The sequence below is a fragment of the Evansella sp. AB-P1 genome (genome assembly GCF_029688925.1).
GTDB lineage: Bacteria > Bacillota > Bacilli > Bacillales > Salisediminibacteriaceae > Evansella.
Genome location: NZ_JARUKY010000025.1, coordinates 1 through 16,192 on the forward strand (window position 1 = coordinate 1; position 16,192 = coordinate 16,192).

Annotated in this window: 17 protein-coding genes; 12 read left to right on the plus strand and 5 right to left on the minus strand. The window is 33.3% G+C overall.

The window, feature by feature from the left end; translation table 11 throughout:
* The first annotated feature begins 180 nt into the window (after window positions 1–180).
* Both QA612_RS19800 and QA612_RS19805 read left to right on the plus strand, forming a co-directional pair.
* Window positions 181–318 carry a hypothetical protein gene (locus QA612_RS19800; protein WP_278285563.1) on the plus strand — a complete coding sequence of 46 codons (138 nt, stop codon included), beginning with the start codon at window positions 181–183 and terminating at the stop codon, window positions 316–318.
* Window positions 319–563: 245 nt separating this feature from the next.
* Window positions 564–1,883 (plus strand): DUF4139 domain-containing protein, encoded by a 1,320-nt coding sequence (locus QA612_RS19805; RefSeq protein ID WP_278285564.1) that lies wholly within the window; start codon window positions 564–566, stop codon window positions 1,881–1,883.
* Between the two features lie 98 nt (window positions 1,884–1,981).
* Here QA612_RS19805 and QA612_RS19810 read toward each other — a convergent pair whose 3' ends face one another.
* A complete protein-coding gene (locus QA612_RS19810) occupies window positions 1,982–2,692 on the minus strand; it encodes a YqcI/YcgG family protein (RefSeq protein WP_278285565.1) in 711 nt (236 codons plus the stop codon).
* A gap of 293 nt (window positions 2,693–2,985) precedes the next feature.
* Between QA612_RS19810 and QA612_RS19815 the strand changes: the two genes are divergently transcribed.
* The 4 genes from QA612_RS19815 (at window position 2,986) to QA612_RS19830 (ending at window position 5,471) form a co-directional block, all read left to right on the plus strand.
* Complete coding sequence (locus QA612_RS19815) at window positions 2,986–3,093, plus strand: YjcZ family sporulation protein (protein WP_278285566.1); 108 nt, start codon at window positions 2,986–2,988, stop codon at window positions 3,091–3,093.
* 363 nt (window positions 3,094–3,456) lie between these two features.
* Window positions 3,457–4,947: an SEC-C domain-containing protein gene (locus tag QA612_RS19820; RefSeq protein WP_278285567.1), complete on the plus strand. Its 1,491-nt coding sequence runs from the start codon at window positions 3,457–3,459 to the stop codon at window positions 4,945–4,947.
* A 177-nt stretch (window positions 4,948–5,124) separates the two neighbouring features.
* The gene (locus tag QA612_RS19825) at window positions 5,125–5,283 is read left to right on the plus strand and encodes a hypothetical protein (RefSeq protein WP_278285568.1); all 159 of its coding nucleotides are present in this window, start codon (window positions 5,125–5,127) and stop codon (window positions 5,281–5,283) included.
* 71 nt (window positions 5,284–5,354) lie between these two features.
* Window positions 5,355–5,471 carry a DUF6254 family protein gene (locus tag QA612_RS19830; RefSeq protein ID WP_278285569.1) on the plus strand — a complete coding sequence of 39 codons (117 nt, stop codon included), beginning with the start codon at window positions 5,355–5,357 and terminating at the stop codon, window positions 5,469–5,471.
* Window positions 5,472–5,573: 102 nt separating this feature from the next.
* Here the strand turns inward: QA612_RS19830 and QA612_RS19835 are convergent, their stop codons facing one another.
* Window positions 5,574–5,726, minus strand: coding sequence for a hypothetical protein (locus tag QA612_RS19835; RefSeq protein ID WP_278285570.1), 153 nt, complete (start codon window positions 5,724–5,726; stop codon window positions 5,574–5,576).
* Window positions 5,727–6,028: 302 nt separating this feature from the next.
* Here QA612_RS19835 and QA612_RS19840 point away from each other — a divergent pair, with 302 nt between their 5' ends.
* Together QA612_RS19840 and QA612_RS19845 are read left to right on the plus strand one after the other, a co-directional pair.
* Window positions 6,029–6,499: a YusW family protein gene (locus tag QA612_RS19840; protein ID WP_278285571.1), complete on the plus strand. Its 471-nt coding sequence runs from the start codon at window positions 6,029–6,031 to the stop codon at window positions 6,497–6,499.
* A gap of 615 nt (window positions 6,500–7,114) precedes the next feature.
* Window positions 7,115–7,513 (plus strand): CCDC90 family protein, encoded by a 399-nt coding sequence (locus QA612_RS19845; RefSeq protein WP_278285572.1) that lies wholly within the window; start codon window positions 7,115–7,117, stop codon window positions 7,511–7,513.
* A gap of 355 nt (window positions 7,514–7,868) precedes the next feature.
* Here QA612_RS19845 and hflC read toward each other — a convergent pair whose 3' ends face one another.
* The 3 genes from hflC to QA612_RS19860 form a co-directional block, all read right to left on the minus strand.
* Window positions 7,869–8,726 (minus strand): protease modulator HflC, encoded by an 858-nt coding sequence (gene hflC / locus QA612_RS19850; protein ID WP_278285573.1) that lies wholly within the window; start codon window positions 8,724–8,726, stop codon window positions 7,869–7,871.
* A gap of 159 nt (window positions 8,727–8,885) precedes the next feature.
* Window positions 8,886–9,845, minus strand: a complete 960-nt coding sequence (hflK, locus tag QA612_RS19855; RefSeq protein ID WP_278285574.1) for an FtsH protease activity modulator HflK — start codon at window positions 9,843–9,845, stop codon at window positions 8,886–8,888.
* A 332-nt stretch (window positions 9,846–10,177) separates the two neighbouring features.
* Window positions 10,178–11,356, minus strand: coding sequence for a DUF4317 domain-containing protein (locus QA612_RS19860; protein WP_278285575.1), 1,179 nt, complete (start codon window positions 11,354–11,356; stop codon window positions 10,178–10,180).
* 198 nt (window positions 11,357–11,554) lie between these two features.
* On the opposite strand from QA612_RS19860, the gene rhaM reads away from it, so the two are divergent.
* The 4 genes from rhaM (at window position 11,555) to rhaA (ending at window position 16,163) form a co-directional block, all read left to right on the plus strand.
* On the plus strand, window positions 11,555–11,869 hold the full coding sequence (gene rhaM / locus QA612_RS19865; protein ID WP_278285576.1) for an L-rhamnose mutarotase: 315 nt from the start codon (window positions 11,555–11,557) through the stop codon (window positions 11,867–11,869).
* A 329-nt stretch (window positions 11,870–12,198) separates the two neighbouring features.
* Window positions 12,199–13,164: an AraC family transcriptional regulator gene (locus QA612_RS19870; RefSeq protein ID WP_278285577.1), complete on the plus strand. Its 966-nt coding sequence runs from the start codon at window positions 12,199–12,201 to the stop codon at window positions 13,162–13,164.
* Window positions 13,165–13,489: 325 nt separating this feature from the next.
* Window positions 13,490–14,905, plus strand: coding sequence for a rhamnulokinase (rhaB, locus tag QA612_RS19875; RefSeq protein WP_278285578.1), 1,416 nt, complete (start codon window positions 13,490–13,492; stop codon window positions 14,903–14,905).
* Window position 14,906: 1 nt separating this feature from the next.
* The gene (gene rhaA / locus QA612_RS19880) at window positions 14,907–16,163 is read left to right on the plus strand and encodes an L-rhamnose isomerase (RefSeq protein ID WP_278285579.1); all 1,257 of its coding nucleotides are present in this window, start codon (window positions 14,907–14,909) and stop codon (window positions 16,161–16,163) included.
* Window positions 16,164–16,192 lie beyond the last annotated feature (29 nt).

Here is a 16,192-nt window from a genome sequence, read left to right on the forward strand (position 1 = left end):
ATTTTCGCTGATTATTAGAAAGGATCCACCCAACAATACCAACGATGATTCCGACTATAAAAGTACATTCCAAATACGGCTATTTATAGATGTTATTTATAAATATAGTCATGCACCCTTTTTCCTCAGCTCCATATATTAAATTCTGTGTGAGAATATTGTAGGAAAGGATGATGTATGATGAAAAAGAATCAAGAAATTATTTTAAGTAAGAAGGAGTTACCAAAAGGACATAACGAATACAAAATTATTAATTCAGATGTAACAGCAACATACGAAAACTTATATGCTGTATGTACTCCTGTTAAAATAAAATAAAGATTAAGCATTAAATAAGAACAACTCTTCCATTAATACGAGTTGTTCTTTTAATTTACCCTTAGTAATGGGTAATGGAATAGGGAGGTAGTAGAAAAGTTTTATAATAGGTATATAATGGTAGTAGTTTGGAAGTTTAAAAAGTCAATGTAGACAGACACAATGTATTACTGCATAAGTAGAGTAGTAGATTCAATCTAATAGCTTAGATTTCGTTATGCTTTTATTTAAAAGGAGGTTTTGGCGTGAGGTATCAATCAATGAAAGATCAAAACAAAAGGCTTAGTGTAACCATCTATAATGACAAATTTGGACTTGTGAAAGAAGAAAGAAAATTGTATTCAGAAGATCCCACTGAAGAAATACAATACGTAGATGTTGCTAAAAAGATAGAAACGGACTCAATTATTATTAGCGGTATTCACGTTCTTGAACTAAACTTTGATTTTGATCTCGTAAGTAAGGCGAAATTACTAGAAAAATACCTAGACGAAATAATATATATTCAAGATAAAAAGACGAAGGAAAAACTAGCAATCAGACTTTTAAGTGTACGAGACGGAATTATCGGGGAACGTGTAGATACAAAAGAAATTGTTATTAACCCAGAGGGAGAGCTTGTCTTACCATCATTACCAGCGGGACTAATTGCCAAACCGGCGTTACTTTGGAAGGTTCCGAGGACAGTTTTAGATCAAATAATCAATGTTTCCTATCTAACAAAAGGAATTTCGTGGGATGCTAATTATGTATTGAACCTTAATGATGGTGAATTTCAGTTTACTGGTTGGGTTTCTATCAATAATCAATCAGGAACTACATATGAAAATGCAGAAATTAAGCTTATAGCAGGTGAAATTAACCGAGTTGAAGATATTGAATCCATTTATGAAGATGAACATTCCTATAGAAATGATGAATTGGTTGTTTATAACAGTGTTGAACCATCATTTGAGGAAAAAAGCTTTGCCGATCAGCACATGTACACTTTAAATCGACCTATAACAATGAAAGACGAACAAGAAAAGCAAATAAATTTTTTAAATGTCTCAAGTGGTACTTATCGTAAGTTGTACGAAGTGAATCGTTATTCGGATAAGCCGAATATTAGTATTGAAATTGATAATACAAAAGAAAACAAATTAGAAATTCCATTGCCAAAAGGTAAAGTGAAAGTATACGAAGCAGATTCTGATAATCTACTAGAGTTTATTGGGGAGGATAAAATTTCTCATATACCCAAAAAACTTCCAATAAAAATTACCATTGGAAAAGCTTTTGATATTGTTTGTGAAGCATTAGAAGTGGATCGTTATAAAGAGAATAATTTAGAGTTTATTGAATTTCACTACAATATTGATAATCACAAGGAAGAAGCTGTAACGATTAAGGTAGAGCATCAATTTTATGAACGTGACTGGGAAATGATTGAGACAAGTCATCAATATGAAAAGCTCGATTCAAATACGGTTCTTTTCCATATGGAAATGAAACCAGATGAAAAAGTAGTTATAACACTTCAGTATGTGATTGATCATACTATTTATATAAAAAATAAAAAATAGCTACTAAGAGTAAGGTGGTGAACAGGTTCTTTCTAATTCTAGTTAGTGGAGAATATAGTCCACAATACTTCTGAATCGAAAGAACCGACCCTGCTATCTCATTTCTCAACATGGAATGGGCATTTCCCTTTTATTGGTTCTGCGTCATCACCAATAAAGAACTGTTTCCATTCATTATGTGTTGGGTCCCCGTAATGACTAATATCAGGGTGTGTCGGTAATTGATCCCATGCTTCAACCCGTTCTCTTACTTTTTCTCTTGACATAACACCACCTGGTTCCGTTCCTTCTAGTCCCTCAAAAATTCGTCTAGGCTGAAAACCTAAAATAAGACTGTTTCCGAGATCCCGTGTTTTTCTTTGTTTATATGCAGGCGCATTTCCAAAAACAAAGATTGGCTCCTGATTAAAATGAAAATCCCACAAGTAGTGCTCAGGATCAGAAGGCTTATCACTAGGCCATGGAGAACGATCCTTACTATGGAGGTATTGGAGTATATCCCAAAAATAACTCCTATAGTATTCTATGCTTTTTTCTTCCTTCTCTGGTTCAACAAAGACAAACAGACCATGGCGAATTTTATGTGTTCCATCAAATAAATGAATGAATTCATTTAATGTATCAGGAAGTGTAGACCAATCATTCTGACTAATATAGGAGTAACGCAGTTCTCCTTTTCTTTCGGCACTCTGACCAAAATAACATGGAAAGTCTTTCCGTGTTACTATTTCTCGAAATGTTCCATATTCTTTATAAAACCATTTTGGATGTTTTTCGTTATCACTAATATTCTCCTGTGTTAAAAGCATAATTGCCTCCTATAAAAAATTAGATGAATAATATATCTATCATTTTTTCATTTAACCAAAAAGAGTAAAAACTAAACTAGAGTCTTTATTATTGTAACATCATATTCATCTATGATGACAGGAAGAGCTATGCTGCTATAGACAGAAGTACTGAAAAGTTTTTCTTAGTAAAGATACTTATCTATTTTTTGGTTAATATAGGACAATCCCTATACATTATTAGTTATTATACATAGATTATTAAGGGGAGAAGTATAAAATCCCTAGAATTATTATCAAAGGAGGTTAATACGATGACACACGGACACAAGACAGGTTTTGCCGGAGGATTCGCGTTTGTTGTTGTTATCTTCGTACTCCTAGTTATTATAGGAGCTTCGGTAGTTAGACCTCACTATTAATTTATAAATCAGGTATAACAGAGAAAGTATTTCTTCTACTGTTGTACCTGATTTCCTTTAAGATTATTGTGAATTTTCAATGAAACCATCGCTGAAATTTATAATAGAACTAGGGTCATTTGAAAAGATTCTAGTTCTATAATTATTCTCAATGCGTGTGGAACTATCCTGTATTCTAATCATTTCTTGATTCAAATCACTTTCAACGGATATAACTTCAACATTATGTAAATAACCTTGATGTTAGTGATAAAATAAAGATAGTGATATAAATTGAGATTGAGTATTTTTTTAGGGGTATTTCTTATTTTTTGTGGTACCTTCAAAAGTACAGATTTCACCATATTTAAGGAGTGTTGTAGAATGGTTGCTAACCGTAATCAGCCATGTCCGTGTGGGAGTGGGAAGAAATATAAGAAATGCTGTATGGAAAAAACAAGTATCATAGATTTACATAAGCGAAGTGAAGAAAAGTTTTATGATCAAAAGGATACTCTTGTTAAAATGATAACAGATTTTATAGGGGGAAAGATTGACGCCCATGTTCATGAACGGTTGCTGCATATTTTTACTATGAGATCTGGAAATAATATAGATGAAGATGCTAAGTCGATGATGTTTCATTTCTTTACATTATTTATGCATCGGTTTGATAATGGCTTACGTGGTGTGGAGTGGTTTTATAAAGACAAAGGGAGTAAGCTCAATTCTAATATAAGGGCAATGGCAAAGGAGTGGACAAGCTTACCATTTCGTCTTGTTCACGCCGTAGAAAAAACAGATGAAATATATATATTTGAAGATGTAATAACGAAAAATACGTTTCAGGTTCCAAATATACGTGAAAATATTCCAGAGAATTTAGAGATCTTTGATGGTACGATCGGTTTACTAGAATTACATAATAACAAATATTATTTTAATGGTGTTCGAGTATATATGGCACCGAAACATGTTGATCAGGCTAAGGGAAAAATTGAATCATTGATGAATAAAACCGGTTTATCATATGAAGAGGTTATGATTGATTATACGTTAGAGGTATTAGCTGCAATGCTAAATAAAGATGGGAATCGTTTCAAATTTACAGATAAAGATGTATCTATTTTAGAAGAACTAGGATTAGAGCACCTACCGGATTATGCAATGGATTTCCTTTCATTTTATAAAGAAAAAACAGTTGGAAAGAAGGGGAATACAGTAAGAAAGTATCGTGAATCCTTGCATGACTTAAACGAGGTTTTAAAACGGAATCATTATCAATGTTTAGCGGATATTGATGAAGAGGGTTGGAGAAAACTACTATCCAAAGAATACTTTGATATGTATGAGACAATGACCAAAACACAGATTACTGATTTAATAAGTACGATAAAAGCTATGTCACAATGGATGAAGAAGAATAAAAAAGCTACGTTGTTAGAAGAATTAACTGCATTTTTAAAACAAGAGGAAAGTCAGTTCATTAACGGAGTACAATTGCCATATTCGTTTTCCCCTAATCGCACTGGGAATGTTGGAGTGACGTTTCATGAGATGGCTAAATTGATAACTGGTCAAATTTCAGCATATGAAGAAGCGGTTGAAGGAGTATTCGAGATTATTAGCTGTAATAAAAAGAGCTTTCGTGTATTGGGGATTCGATTAACTGATGGGTCTGTAGGAAAGCCCGGTGAAGAATACACGATTACTGGTGCTGACATACAAATGGACTATGTTGAAGATGGACTTATTTTTTCAGGAAAAATAGCAAAAGGTCGTAGAAATATTTGGGAATTACTTGAAATTAATAAAGGTTACCCTCGTACTGCGAAAGAATTTCTACAGGAAGAAGACTATGTGAGGATGTTATAAGGTTATAGGAATTGATATATAATTTCTTTCCAGTAAAAACAATAAGATACATAGTTCATTAGCTCTTTATCTCTGTAAAATATTTCAGAATCAAGAGAACCGCCCCTACTATTCATGCATAAACATTATGGATTTAGAAAAAACTGATAGTGATGATTTATTGAGGAGGTTACTATTATGGCCCGTGGAAAGAGCTTAAATCATAAGAAAAAAAGCCACCCTGGAGAGTTTCCAGAGGGTGCTGAAATGAAAAAAACAAAGGTAGATAAGCCTGAAACGCAAGAATATTTAGGAACACATGAAGCATTTAAAAATCGTGTGAAGGATGAGGAGTAAATTTAAATTATCCTTAAACTTTACGGGAAAATCAGCAGTATGTATGATATTTAGGAAAGTAGGGATTTGGGATGACACAATCAAAATCACAAGAAGACCGACAATTTCGGAATAGAAAAGAAGCACAAAATCCTCATGGTAAAGTAAAGTCTTTTAGAACACTTGCTGATGAAGCGAAGAAAAGATAATTAAAATGCAAGGAAAGAAAATGGTTCCCTCCTACGAGTTAATACGTATGGAGTGGAACCTCTTTTCATTTCCTTCAATATATTCTGGATGTACGTTGATTGTTAAGCTTTACTTCCTTTTCGCACTCCTGTAGGTGAAATAGCCTTTTCCATCTCTTCCTGAGACATTACATTATCTGATGCTATAGCATCATTATGGAGGTCCCCTTTTTGACTTCTATATTTTGTGTTTGTTCTTTTTTTATTGTTAGTCATTATAATCACTTCCTTATTAGAATTTTGTTCAATTAATATAATGGCATTGTGATAAGGATGTTATACGAAAACAACTATTGAACTTAAGAAAGCTTTAGGGGTTAAAGTGTATAGGTAGAAAGTGTTTTTTGGTGTCCTAAATACATGAAGGATTAAAGTTGAGTATTAGGTCCGATATAATTTTCATTATTATTTGATTAAAGAGTAGTTGTGTAAGAATAAATAATTATTTTTTTGGACACCTTAATATTGCTTCATTTACTACCCATTCATAAAAATAGGGATACATAGGAGGAAAGAATATGAAGAAAAGAAAATTGAAATTTGTCGTGTGTTTATTATTAGTAAGTATGTTATTCACAGGTGGTATACAAGGTTTTGCACAAAATGAAGACGGAAATAGTGAAGACAACGAAATTGAAAAACCTATAGAAGATGAAAAGGAAAAAGTAAAAGAAGAATTAAAGTTTACTTATTTTGAGATGGAGCTTCTTCTTACAGATAAAACGGAAATGGAATGGGAGTATGCTCGGAAAAAGAAAAAAGTAAAGGCTGAAATTGAAAGAGGAGATAAAGAAATAGAAGGCTTTCAAGCAATTAAGGAAATGGAAAAGCTACTCTCCAAAGTAGAAATAACAGATGATATGAACAATGATGAAATAGTAACACATCTATTAGAGCTAGTAGAGATAAACCCTACAGATGTAAAGAAATTTGAACTAAAAATAAAATGCGACAACGGTAAAAAGATTAAAATAAAACAGAAACAGTAAAGGTTAGAGTGAGTTTACGGTGTTACCTAATGTGAAGAATACATGAAGCAGCATAACAAATAGTATTTGTATAAACGTATACCCTAACATTAAATTTAAAATAAATTGACCAATTTTAACGATGGGAAGAAGAAAGTAAAGTTTTTCTTCCCATCGTTTTATATTATCCATGCTAAACTAATGACCTGCGAAGTTCAAATTACTTGACTAATGCTAATGTAATGACTCCTTAGGATTGCATTATAAAAAGGAGAAAGTAGAGGTTTTTCATTCATAAGTGAAAGAATACACGTTGCTTAAAGAGCAAAATTAACACTACCCAAATACACCTCTACATTATTTTATATTTTATTACAAATTTAAGAATATTTTACATAGAACACTTGTTCTTTTGATTTTAGTAGATTATAATCAACTTATTAACACTTAGATTCTTAAAAGATAGATTTAATCTAATAATGAATTTTCTAGTGACATTTGTGTAACATATTAACCGATTGTTTGAAAATCCAGAAACTGCTTTTTTTCTTTAAAAGGGTATTACTAAAATAACGAAAGGTGTGATGATGCACGTTAGTAAAGCTTGTATTATAATAGGGAAGTGAGGTGACATAAATGGAAAAACAAATTTTTGATCTACTCAATAAAATGAATAATGATATAACTGAAATAAAAACCGATATGACAGATATGAAAACGGATATATCAGGCATGAAGTCAGAAATGACAGATATGAAAACGGATATATCAGGCATGAAGTCAGAAATGACAGATATGAAAACGGATATATCAGGTATGAAGACAGAAATGACAGATATGAAAACGGATATATCAGGTATGAAGACAGAAATGACAGATATGAAAACGGATATATCAGGTATGAAGACAGAAATAGAAGATATTAGGACTGAAATCATTGATGTAAAAGTAGAAATGCATGAACGGTTTGATTCTGTTGAAAGAAAACTAGTAGGCATTGGAGAGCAATTTGAATTATCAGCCGAATCAAAATAAAAGATATTGATTTTATTATAAACAAGGTAAACAATCTTGAAAAAGAGATCTATATTTTAAAGACAAGAAATTATTAACTAGATTTTGTAAACGTTGTTTAATGTAGAAGGAGATAGCATCAGGCATTATAATTTTTATTTATATATAAATCCACTTACATTTATCATACTATTAAGAAAAGCGCAAGGCGCCCCAATTCCGCCTAAGTACAGCCTACGTCCTGTGGGCAAAGGTTAAATTATCGACGTCCTGTCTCCTAGACACTTCAAAGTAAAAATTTTATGCTTTCTTATCTTTTAAAAAATGGACTACCCTATTTATATCAGGGTAGTCCTTTAATATTTATCACTTTCATTTAGTTCCCCAATAAATACTTAGCAAACTCACTATCAGATGGGATAACAATGGTAGTATCATTAACAAGTGCTGTTCGATATGTTTGTAATGCACGGAAGAATTCATAGAATTCTGGATCTTGATTGTACACTTCTGCATATATTCTAGTTGCCTCCGCATCTCCTTGTCCTCTAAGAATTTCTGCCGTTTCATATGCTTCTGCTTCGATAATTCGAGCTTCTCTGTCAGCATTTGAACGAATCTTTTGTGCTTCTTCTTCCCCTTCAGATAAGTATCGATTGGCTATTCTCTCACGTTCTGTTCTCATTCTATTATAGATATTATCTAAATTTTGTTCAGGAAGGTCTGTTTGTCGAATTCGAATATCAACTACCTCCATTCCATATTCCTCTAGCCCTGCATTTGTACGATTAACTACATTTTCTAGCATGCTCTCTACGTGATCAATATCTGATATAAGCTGTGTCATATTTGTTCGTCCGATTTCACTGTTTAAATTGGAATAAATCATATCATCAAGACGAGTGTTAGCGTTAACTTCTGTCCGCATGGTAACTCTAAATAATGCTGGATTTGAAATAACCCATTGAGCATAATTATCTAGTTCAATTCGTTTCTTATCAAGAGTTGTTACTTGACGAGGGCGAGTATCATATGTCAATAATCGATCAGAGTATGTTTCTACTGTATCAATGAAAGGAATTTTGAATTGAAGTCCCTTTCCTTCAACGATTTTCACATTACTTAACCGACTATGCTGTTCAATTTGTTCTACAATTTGAGGTGTTTTTTCAGAGATTACTATTTTTTGAACCTCTCCAAATCGAACAACAACTGCTTGATCAGTTTCTGTCACCGTGAACGTACATAGAAACCAACCTACAATGGCTACAAAGAGTATTCCTAAAATTGCGCTTATTCTTTTTACAATTGTAATTGTATTACTATTTATTTTTATTACCTTTTATTTATTGAAAGCTTCGTTAAAATCAGTCATATTTATACCACCCTTTCCTTAGTCTTCGTCTGATTCTGTTTCTATTATGTTTCTTGAATTTGAACTAGTGAGAGGTAAAAAATTCAATGTATTTCCTTCAGTAGTATCAACAATATATTTTTCCATATTAGGAAGAATTTCTTCCATCATTTCATAATACATGCGAGTACGTGTTACATTTTCTCCTAGTCGATATGACTCAAGTAATTCATTAAAGAGGGCAGTATCTCCATTTGCTTCTGCAACACGTGCTTCTTTATAACCTTCTGCAATTGCAATTGTTTCAGCTGCATTTCCTCTGGCGTTAGGAATTACTTGATTTGCATAGCTTTCTGCTTGGTTAATTAAAGCATTCATCTCTTCCCTCGCACCTACTACTTTATGAAAAGCATCTTGTACTTCAACAGGTGGATTCACATCCTGAAGCTGTACTGTAGTTACTTGTACGCCAATTTTATACTTGTCTAATATTTCTTGAAAATGTTCGTGAATTTCTGCTTCTACTCCACCACGATTTTCCGTTACTACCCCATCAAAGTCATTGCTTGCTACTACACGTCTTATAGCAGCTGCTCCCGCGTGGGCAATCGTTTCATATTGATCATCCACATTGAAGAAAAACTGTTCAACATTAAAGATGCGAAACTGAATGACTGTCTCTAGTGATACTAAATTTTCATCACCAGTAATCATCAGTGATTCTCTATTAACCTCTACATATTCAGATAGATTTTTTGAATCTCCCTCTGTTGTAGTACGAAAACCATATTCCATTCTTTTTACTTCTTGTGTGTTTTCTTTCCAAACTGTCTGAATAAAGGGCATGTGCCACTTCATCCCTGATTCAACAACGGTATCATGATGTTGGCCAAATTGAAGGACAACAGCTTCCTCTCCGTCGTCTACAATGTAAATACCTAACAGTCCAAATACAATGATAAAAATTAATAGTAATAGTCCAGATATAACTTTATACAAATTAATCCTCCCCTTCATAAATTTAACATTTTAGTACATTCTTATTTCGTACAAAAAATACAATAGAAACTATTTTTTCTACAGCTTCTTTTTTACGTAATAACAATCAAAAAGGTTACATTTTTTTCGAGATTGGAGATAAAGTATATATAAAGGTTTCTTTGAAGATAATGGAAGAGATCAGTAGTAATGAAAGAAGAGATGTTGTTGAAAATATGGAACTATCAATATATTATTTAACAAAGGAAGAACTAGATGAGGAGAAGGAGGGGGGAGACTGTTCTCCCACTCCAATTATAGGGAAAAATGAATGCAAAAGAACCGTCCTTAATTTACTCTTTATTGCCATCGAAAGCTTCCGGGATCATTGTAAAACCATCAATTACGGTGTCTTCTTCTACTTCTATCATCAGATAGCGTTTACCGGTAAAATTAATTTGTCTTACGAATCTTAAATCTTGTGGACTAATGGAGATTTTAGCGACTTTCGTTTCAATTTTAATTGATTTAGATGTATATTTTGGTACGATGCTGCTAGCTTTTATCTCATATTTCTCATCATCGATCACTTTCTGGAATGCCGTTTCTACCTTTTCTGTATCAATACCTTCTATTCCACTAACTTTTAAAACTCGTTCTACGTCTCTGTAATCCAATTTTGGTGTGTCATCTTCTTCATTTTCTTCTACTACACGGTTAATTTCTTCATAAACATTTGAAAGTGTGGTAGTACTTAGTTGATCTTCTGTGACATCTTTTACAATTTCTTCAAAAATGATTTTATCATCTTTTGCAGTCATGGTTTCTTCACTATTTAATACTTCGTCAATAAATTGATGGTCTGGCTCATGTGCTTTACCTGCAGAGTAAAGAATGTGGTTTACATCTGCTGAATTATCTGTAAAACATGGAAATAAAAACCCAGCAATCGGTGCACTAAGGTTAATGATAGGATCTACAACAAAATTGTACTTGAATTCCTTTTCCACGTAGTCAAAAAGTAATTCTTTTTTAGGCTCTTGTGTTTTGTTAATACTACTTAAAATAAAGGAATGGGAATAAACAGCATCCCGTTCATTTTCTTCAGATTCTTCACTACGTCGTTTCATTGGTTTGAAATACTCTCCACGAATAAATGTTATAACAATATCCATTTCGTATTGTTGATTTTTTAGCATTTTTTCTACTATTCGAAGCATTTGTTCTTTCCAGTTATCTACATCACTGCTTAATAACCCTTGGTGCAAAATAAGCTGACTATTATTTTCAGATTCACGACGAAACTTTAGCTCGAATAGCTTTTCATCGAGTTGACCTGCAAGAACTTTTTTAAAGTTGTTCATAAATAACTCCTGTTGGTCCTGATCCAGCATATCGAAGGGTTGACTTTGATAATGGTATATGTCACTAGACTCTTTCATTATATATACATTAAATATGTCACTAATTTTTAGTAAATCATTACCAACTTTAAATTGTCTTCGAATGTGTGCAATGTCTTTTTTGTTCATTTCTAATCTCCACTCCTAAATCTATTATTAAATGCATGATATGCTATAAGAAAGATACCAAAAAAAATGGAGAGCATCTATATTACTCTCCTGCAAATATTCTTTTATCTTAACATAATGGGACAGTTCTTTTGAATCTTTCGTTTACAGAAGCGGATGATTCACGAGAACTGTCCCAAAAAGAGGGAGGTGACAAATATGATAAGAAAAGCATCGATCATGAAAGTCTATACTGATAGTTTTGAAGAATATAAAAAGCGTCACGATGAGCTTTGGCCAGAAATGGAAAAAATGTTGAAGGACCATGGTGCCCACAATTACTCCATATTTTTGGATGAAGTTACTGGGACACTATTTGCCTATGTAGTAATCGAAAGCGAAGAAAAGTGGGACCAAGTAGCTGAAAGCCCTATATGTCAAAAATGGTGGGCTTATATGAAAGATATTATGGAAACGAACGAAGATAATAGCCCTGTATCGAAAGAATTACAAGAAGTATTTTATTTAGAATAGAAGATTTTTGAAAGAGACAAACCGGAATTGGGTTTTGTCTCTTTTATTTATGAATTTCCATAAAGTCTATACACTAAATTCTATGCCGTCTATCCTCGAAAATAAATATTGGCATAGTAGTGAAGGAGGAGACACAGACACCACCGACGAGCATAGGCTTCACGAATTATCTTCGAGTTGTCTTGAGGCATATAACAAAAGCAACAATTGCATGTGGGTCCATTAATTATTATCAATTATTACAAGAGTTAAAAAATAGATTATAATAAAGAAGTAAATATGATAATACATTCAAAGTATTCCTTTATTCAATAAGGTGGGTGATTGTATTGAAAACTAACCTTCTACAAGAACTAATGGAAATAACGGAAGAAGAGCAGAGAATTCTACAGCAAAAACAAGAAGTGGAGAAGGGGTTATACACAAGTCAACACAATTTTGTAATTGAAAGGGATAAATTTTTACGAAATGAAAAAAAGATCGTCGTAAGAAAGCATACAAGATTTGTAGATTTTCCAAAGCATAAACATGATTATATTGAAATTAATTATGTTTTTCATGGTCAGTTAAAGCAACGAGTTGGAGATGAGAAAATCACATTAAAACAAGGTGAATTATTATTTTTAAACCAACATATAGAACACGAAATAAATGCTTGTGCAAAAGAAGATATAATCCTAAATTTTATAGTTCATCCCGATTTTCTAAAATTCATCTTTTCTTTCCTCTCCTCAGAAAATATGGTTAGTGATTTTCTTTTAAATAGTTTGTACAACAATACGTATAATGGGGAATATTTATATTTTAAAGTATCAGAGATAACGGAAATCCAAAGTATTTTAGAGAATATAATTATTGAATTACATCAACAAACTCTTCTTTCTGATTCATCTGTAAAACTTTATATGGGTCTTCTCCTTGTGCAGCTTATAAAAAATTCAGACAAATTGGAACAGAAAAAGAAAGTGCCTATTGAAAGGAATTTAGTTATACAAGGGTTAAAGTATATTGATGAGAATTATCCAAATGCCACTTTAGGTGAGCTCGCAAATCGATTAAACCTGCCAATTTATACGGTGAGTAAAAGTATTAAAAAAGCAACTAACCAAACCTTTAAAAACCTTCTACAGGAAAAAAGATTATCTAAAGCAAAGGAATTATTAGAAACAACTGACATTGCAATTGGAGAAGTAGTGGACCAAGTTGGTTACGACAACATTAGTTACTTCTATCGGATATTTAAAGAAAAATACGGGCAAACTCCTAAGAGATTCCGAAATAATTTCATAAACTAACAAAATAATAATTTGAGATGTTTAATACTTCATTCAGGACTAAATCCATGAATGAAGTATTTTTTATTTAAGATCTATAAATCGACATTGTTGATTTTAATATAATGGTTAAATTTATTGAATTGAAAGGTGCTATACCCACCAATACGAAAAGCGCGTACCCTTCTGCAGAAAAATCGAAGCTTAACAAAGTCTAGTAAGTAGTGTTAGATTGCTAGTCTTTATTGCAAATAAGGACAATAAATTGGTAAATGAAGATATATTTTTAATCTCCTTTCTAAATTATGATTAGTATATGAAAACGCTTTCTAGAAAGGGTGAGAAAATGGGCAAGTCTAGTATAGCAGTTGATATAGGTGCATCAAGTGGAAGAATGATACATGGGTATGTAGAAGATAACAAATTGAAGCTAAAGGAAATCCACCGTTTTGAAAACAAGATCGTCCACAATGGAAAAAATTTTTGCTGGGAAATTGATAAACTTTTTAATGAAATAAAGAACGGACTGAAGAAGTGCCTCGAAAATGGCATTCAACCAGAGAGTATTGGTATTGATACATGGGCAGTTGACTTCGTATTACTAGATGAAGACGACAATTTATTAACGGATGCTATTGCCTATCGTGACCCGAGAACAGACGGGATGATGGAAGAGGTTTTTCAGACGATCTCTAAGGAACATTTGTATAAAAATACTGGTATTCAATTTCAAAAGTTCAATACGATTTATCAGCTTTACTCTATAAAGAAAAACAATCCGGAAATTTTAGAAAAAGCAAAAACATTTTTAATGATTCCCGATTATCTCAATTTCTTACTTACCGGAGTGAAAGCGAACGAGTATACGAATGCCACTACCACTCAGCTAGTGAATGCCTCCACGAAAAAGTGGGATGACCAATTATTAGATCAGCTGGGAATTAATAAAGACATGTTTCAAGACATAAAACTGCCAAAAACCGTTTTAGGAAACTTGAAACAAGAGATAATCAGTGAAATTGGTTTTGATATAGAAGTGATCCTTCCAGCTACCCATGATACTGGGTCTGCGGTTATTTCAGTACCTGAAACGAAAGGGTCGATTTATTTAAGTTCTGGTACATGGTCCCTCATTGGTGTAGAGAATGCCTTCCCAATCTGTACTAATAGGGCACTGGATTATAACTTTACGAATGAAGGTGGCATTGATTACCGTTATCGGTTTTTAAAAAATATCATGGGTCTTTGGATGATTCAGGAAGTAAAACGTAATTTAGAGGATCAATACTCCTTTGCAGAGCTAGTGACCCTTGCTCGTCAGTCTAAAGATTTTATCTCAACCGTAAACGTGGATGATGAAAGGTTCCTCAAGCCAAACAATATGATTGAGGCGATTCAACACTATTGCAGTGAAACGTCGCAAGAAATTCCACAAACTCCTGGTGAATTGGCAAAGTGTATATTTGATAGCTTAGTGATTAGTTATGAAGCGGCTATAGGTCAGATTGAAGAAATATATGAGGCGACATTTGATCGAATAAATGTCATCGGTGGTGGTTGTCAAAATGAATTGTTAAACCAACTGATTGCTGAGAAAACGAAAAAGGATGTTTATGCAGGTCCAGTTGAGGCAACGGCAATTGGCAATATTGTAGCACAGCTTATTGCCTTAGGAGAGTTTAAGAATATAAATGAGGCGCGTTCCTTCATCAAGGATTCCTTCGATGTAAAAAAATATACGAGTTTAATAGAGGAGAGATAATATGTCAGTAAAAGATATCTTTGAAGTAGCGAAGAAAGACTACGAGAAATGGGGAATTGATGTAGAAAAAGCGTTAGAAACACTAAAGCAAGTACCTGTTTCGATTCACTGCTGGCAAGGGGATGATATCACTGGTTTTGAAGTGAATCAACGAGAATTATCTGGTGGAATTGATGTAACAGGTGACTATCCTGGAAAAGCTACGACACCTGAACAGCTACGTATGGACCTTGAAAAAGCCCTTTCTCTCATTCCTGGAAAGCATCGCGTGAACCTCCATGCAATTTATGCCGAAACAAATGGCGTAGAGGTGGAAAGAGACGAATTACAGCCAAAGCATTTTGAAAATTGGGTTAATTGGGCGAAGGAACAAGGACTTGGTCTCGATTTTAACCCAACTCTTTTCTCCCATGAAAAAGCTGCAGATGGATTAACGTTAGCTCATCCTGATGAAGAAATTCGTAAATTCTGGATTGCTCACTGTAAGGTCAGTCGTAAAATTGGCGAATACTTCGGAAGAGAGCTTGGAACTCCTAGTTTAACTAATATATGGATTCCGGATGGGTATAAGGATATTCCAAGTGATCGCTTAACACCAAGAAAACATCTGAAGGAAGCTCTAAATGAAATTTTTGCAGAGGAAATAGATGAAAAATATAACTTGGATGCGGTGGAAAGTAAAGTGTTTGGAATCGGATCCGAATCGTATGTAGTTGGATCCCACGAGTTTTACTTAAGCTATGCCTTACAAAATAATAAACTATGCTTACTTGATACAGGACATTATCACCCTACGGAAACAGTTTCTAATAAAATCTCATCCATGCTGCTATTCAATGAAAAATTAGCGCTACACGTATCAAGACCTGTCCGTTGGGATAGTGACCATGTGGTTATTTTAGATGATGAGTTAAAAGAAATCAGTCTAGAAATAGTGCGAAACGACGCATTAGATCGTGTCATTATAGGGTTAGATTTCTTTGATGCAAGTATCAATCGTGTTGCTGCCTGGACGATTGGTACACGTAACATGATTAAATCGTTATTGTATGCACTACTAATGCCGAACGAAAAACTAAAAAAGTTACAAGAGGAAGGAAATTTTACGGAAAGACTAGCATTACTCGAAGAATTTAAAACTTATCCATTTGGTGCTATTTGGGACTACTATTGTGAACAAATGGGAGTACCAGTGAAAGAAAGCTGGCTAGAGGAAGTAAAACGGTATGAGGAAGAAGAATTGTTAAACAGAACTTAGAGAACAAGAATTAAAAATGATGACGGTGT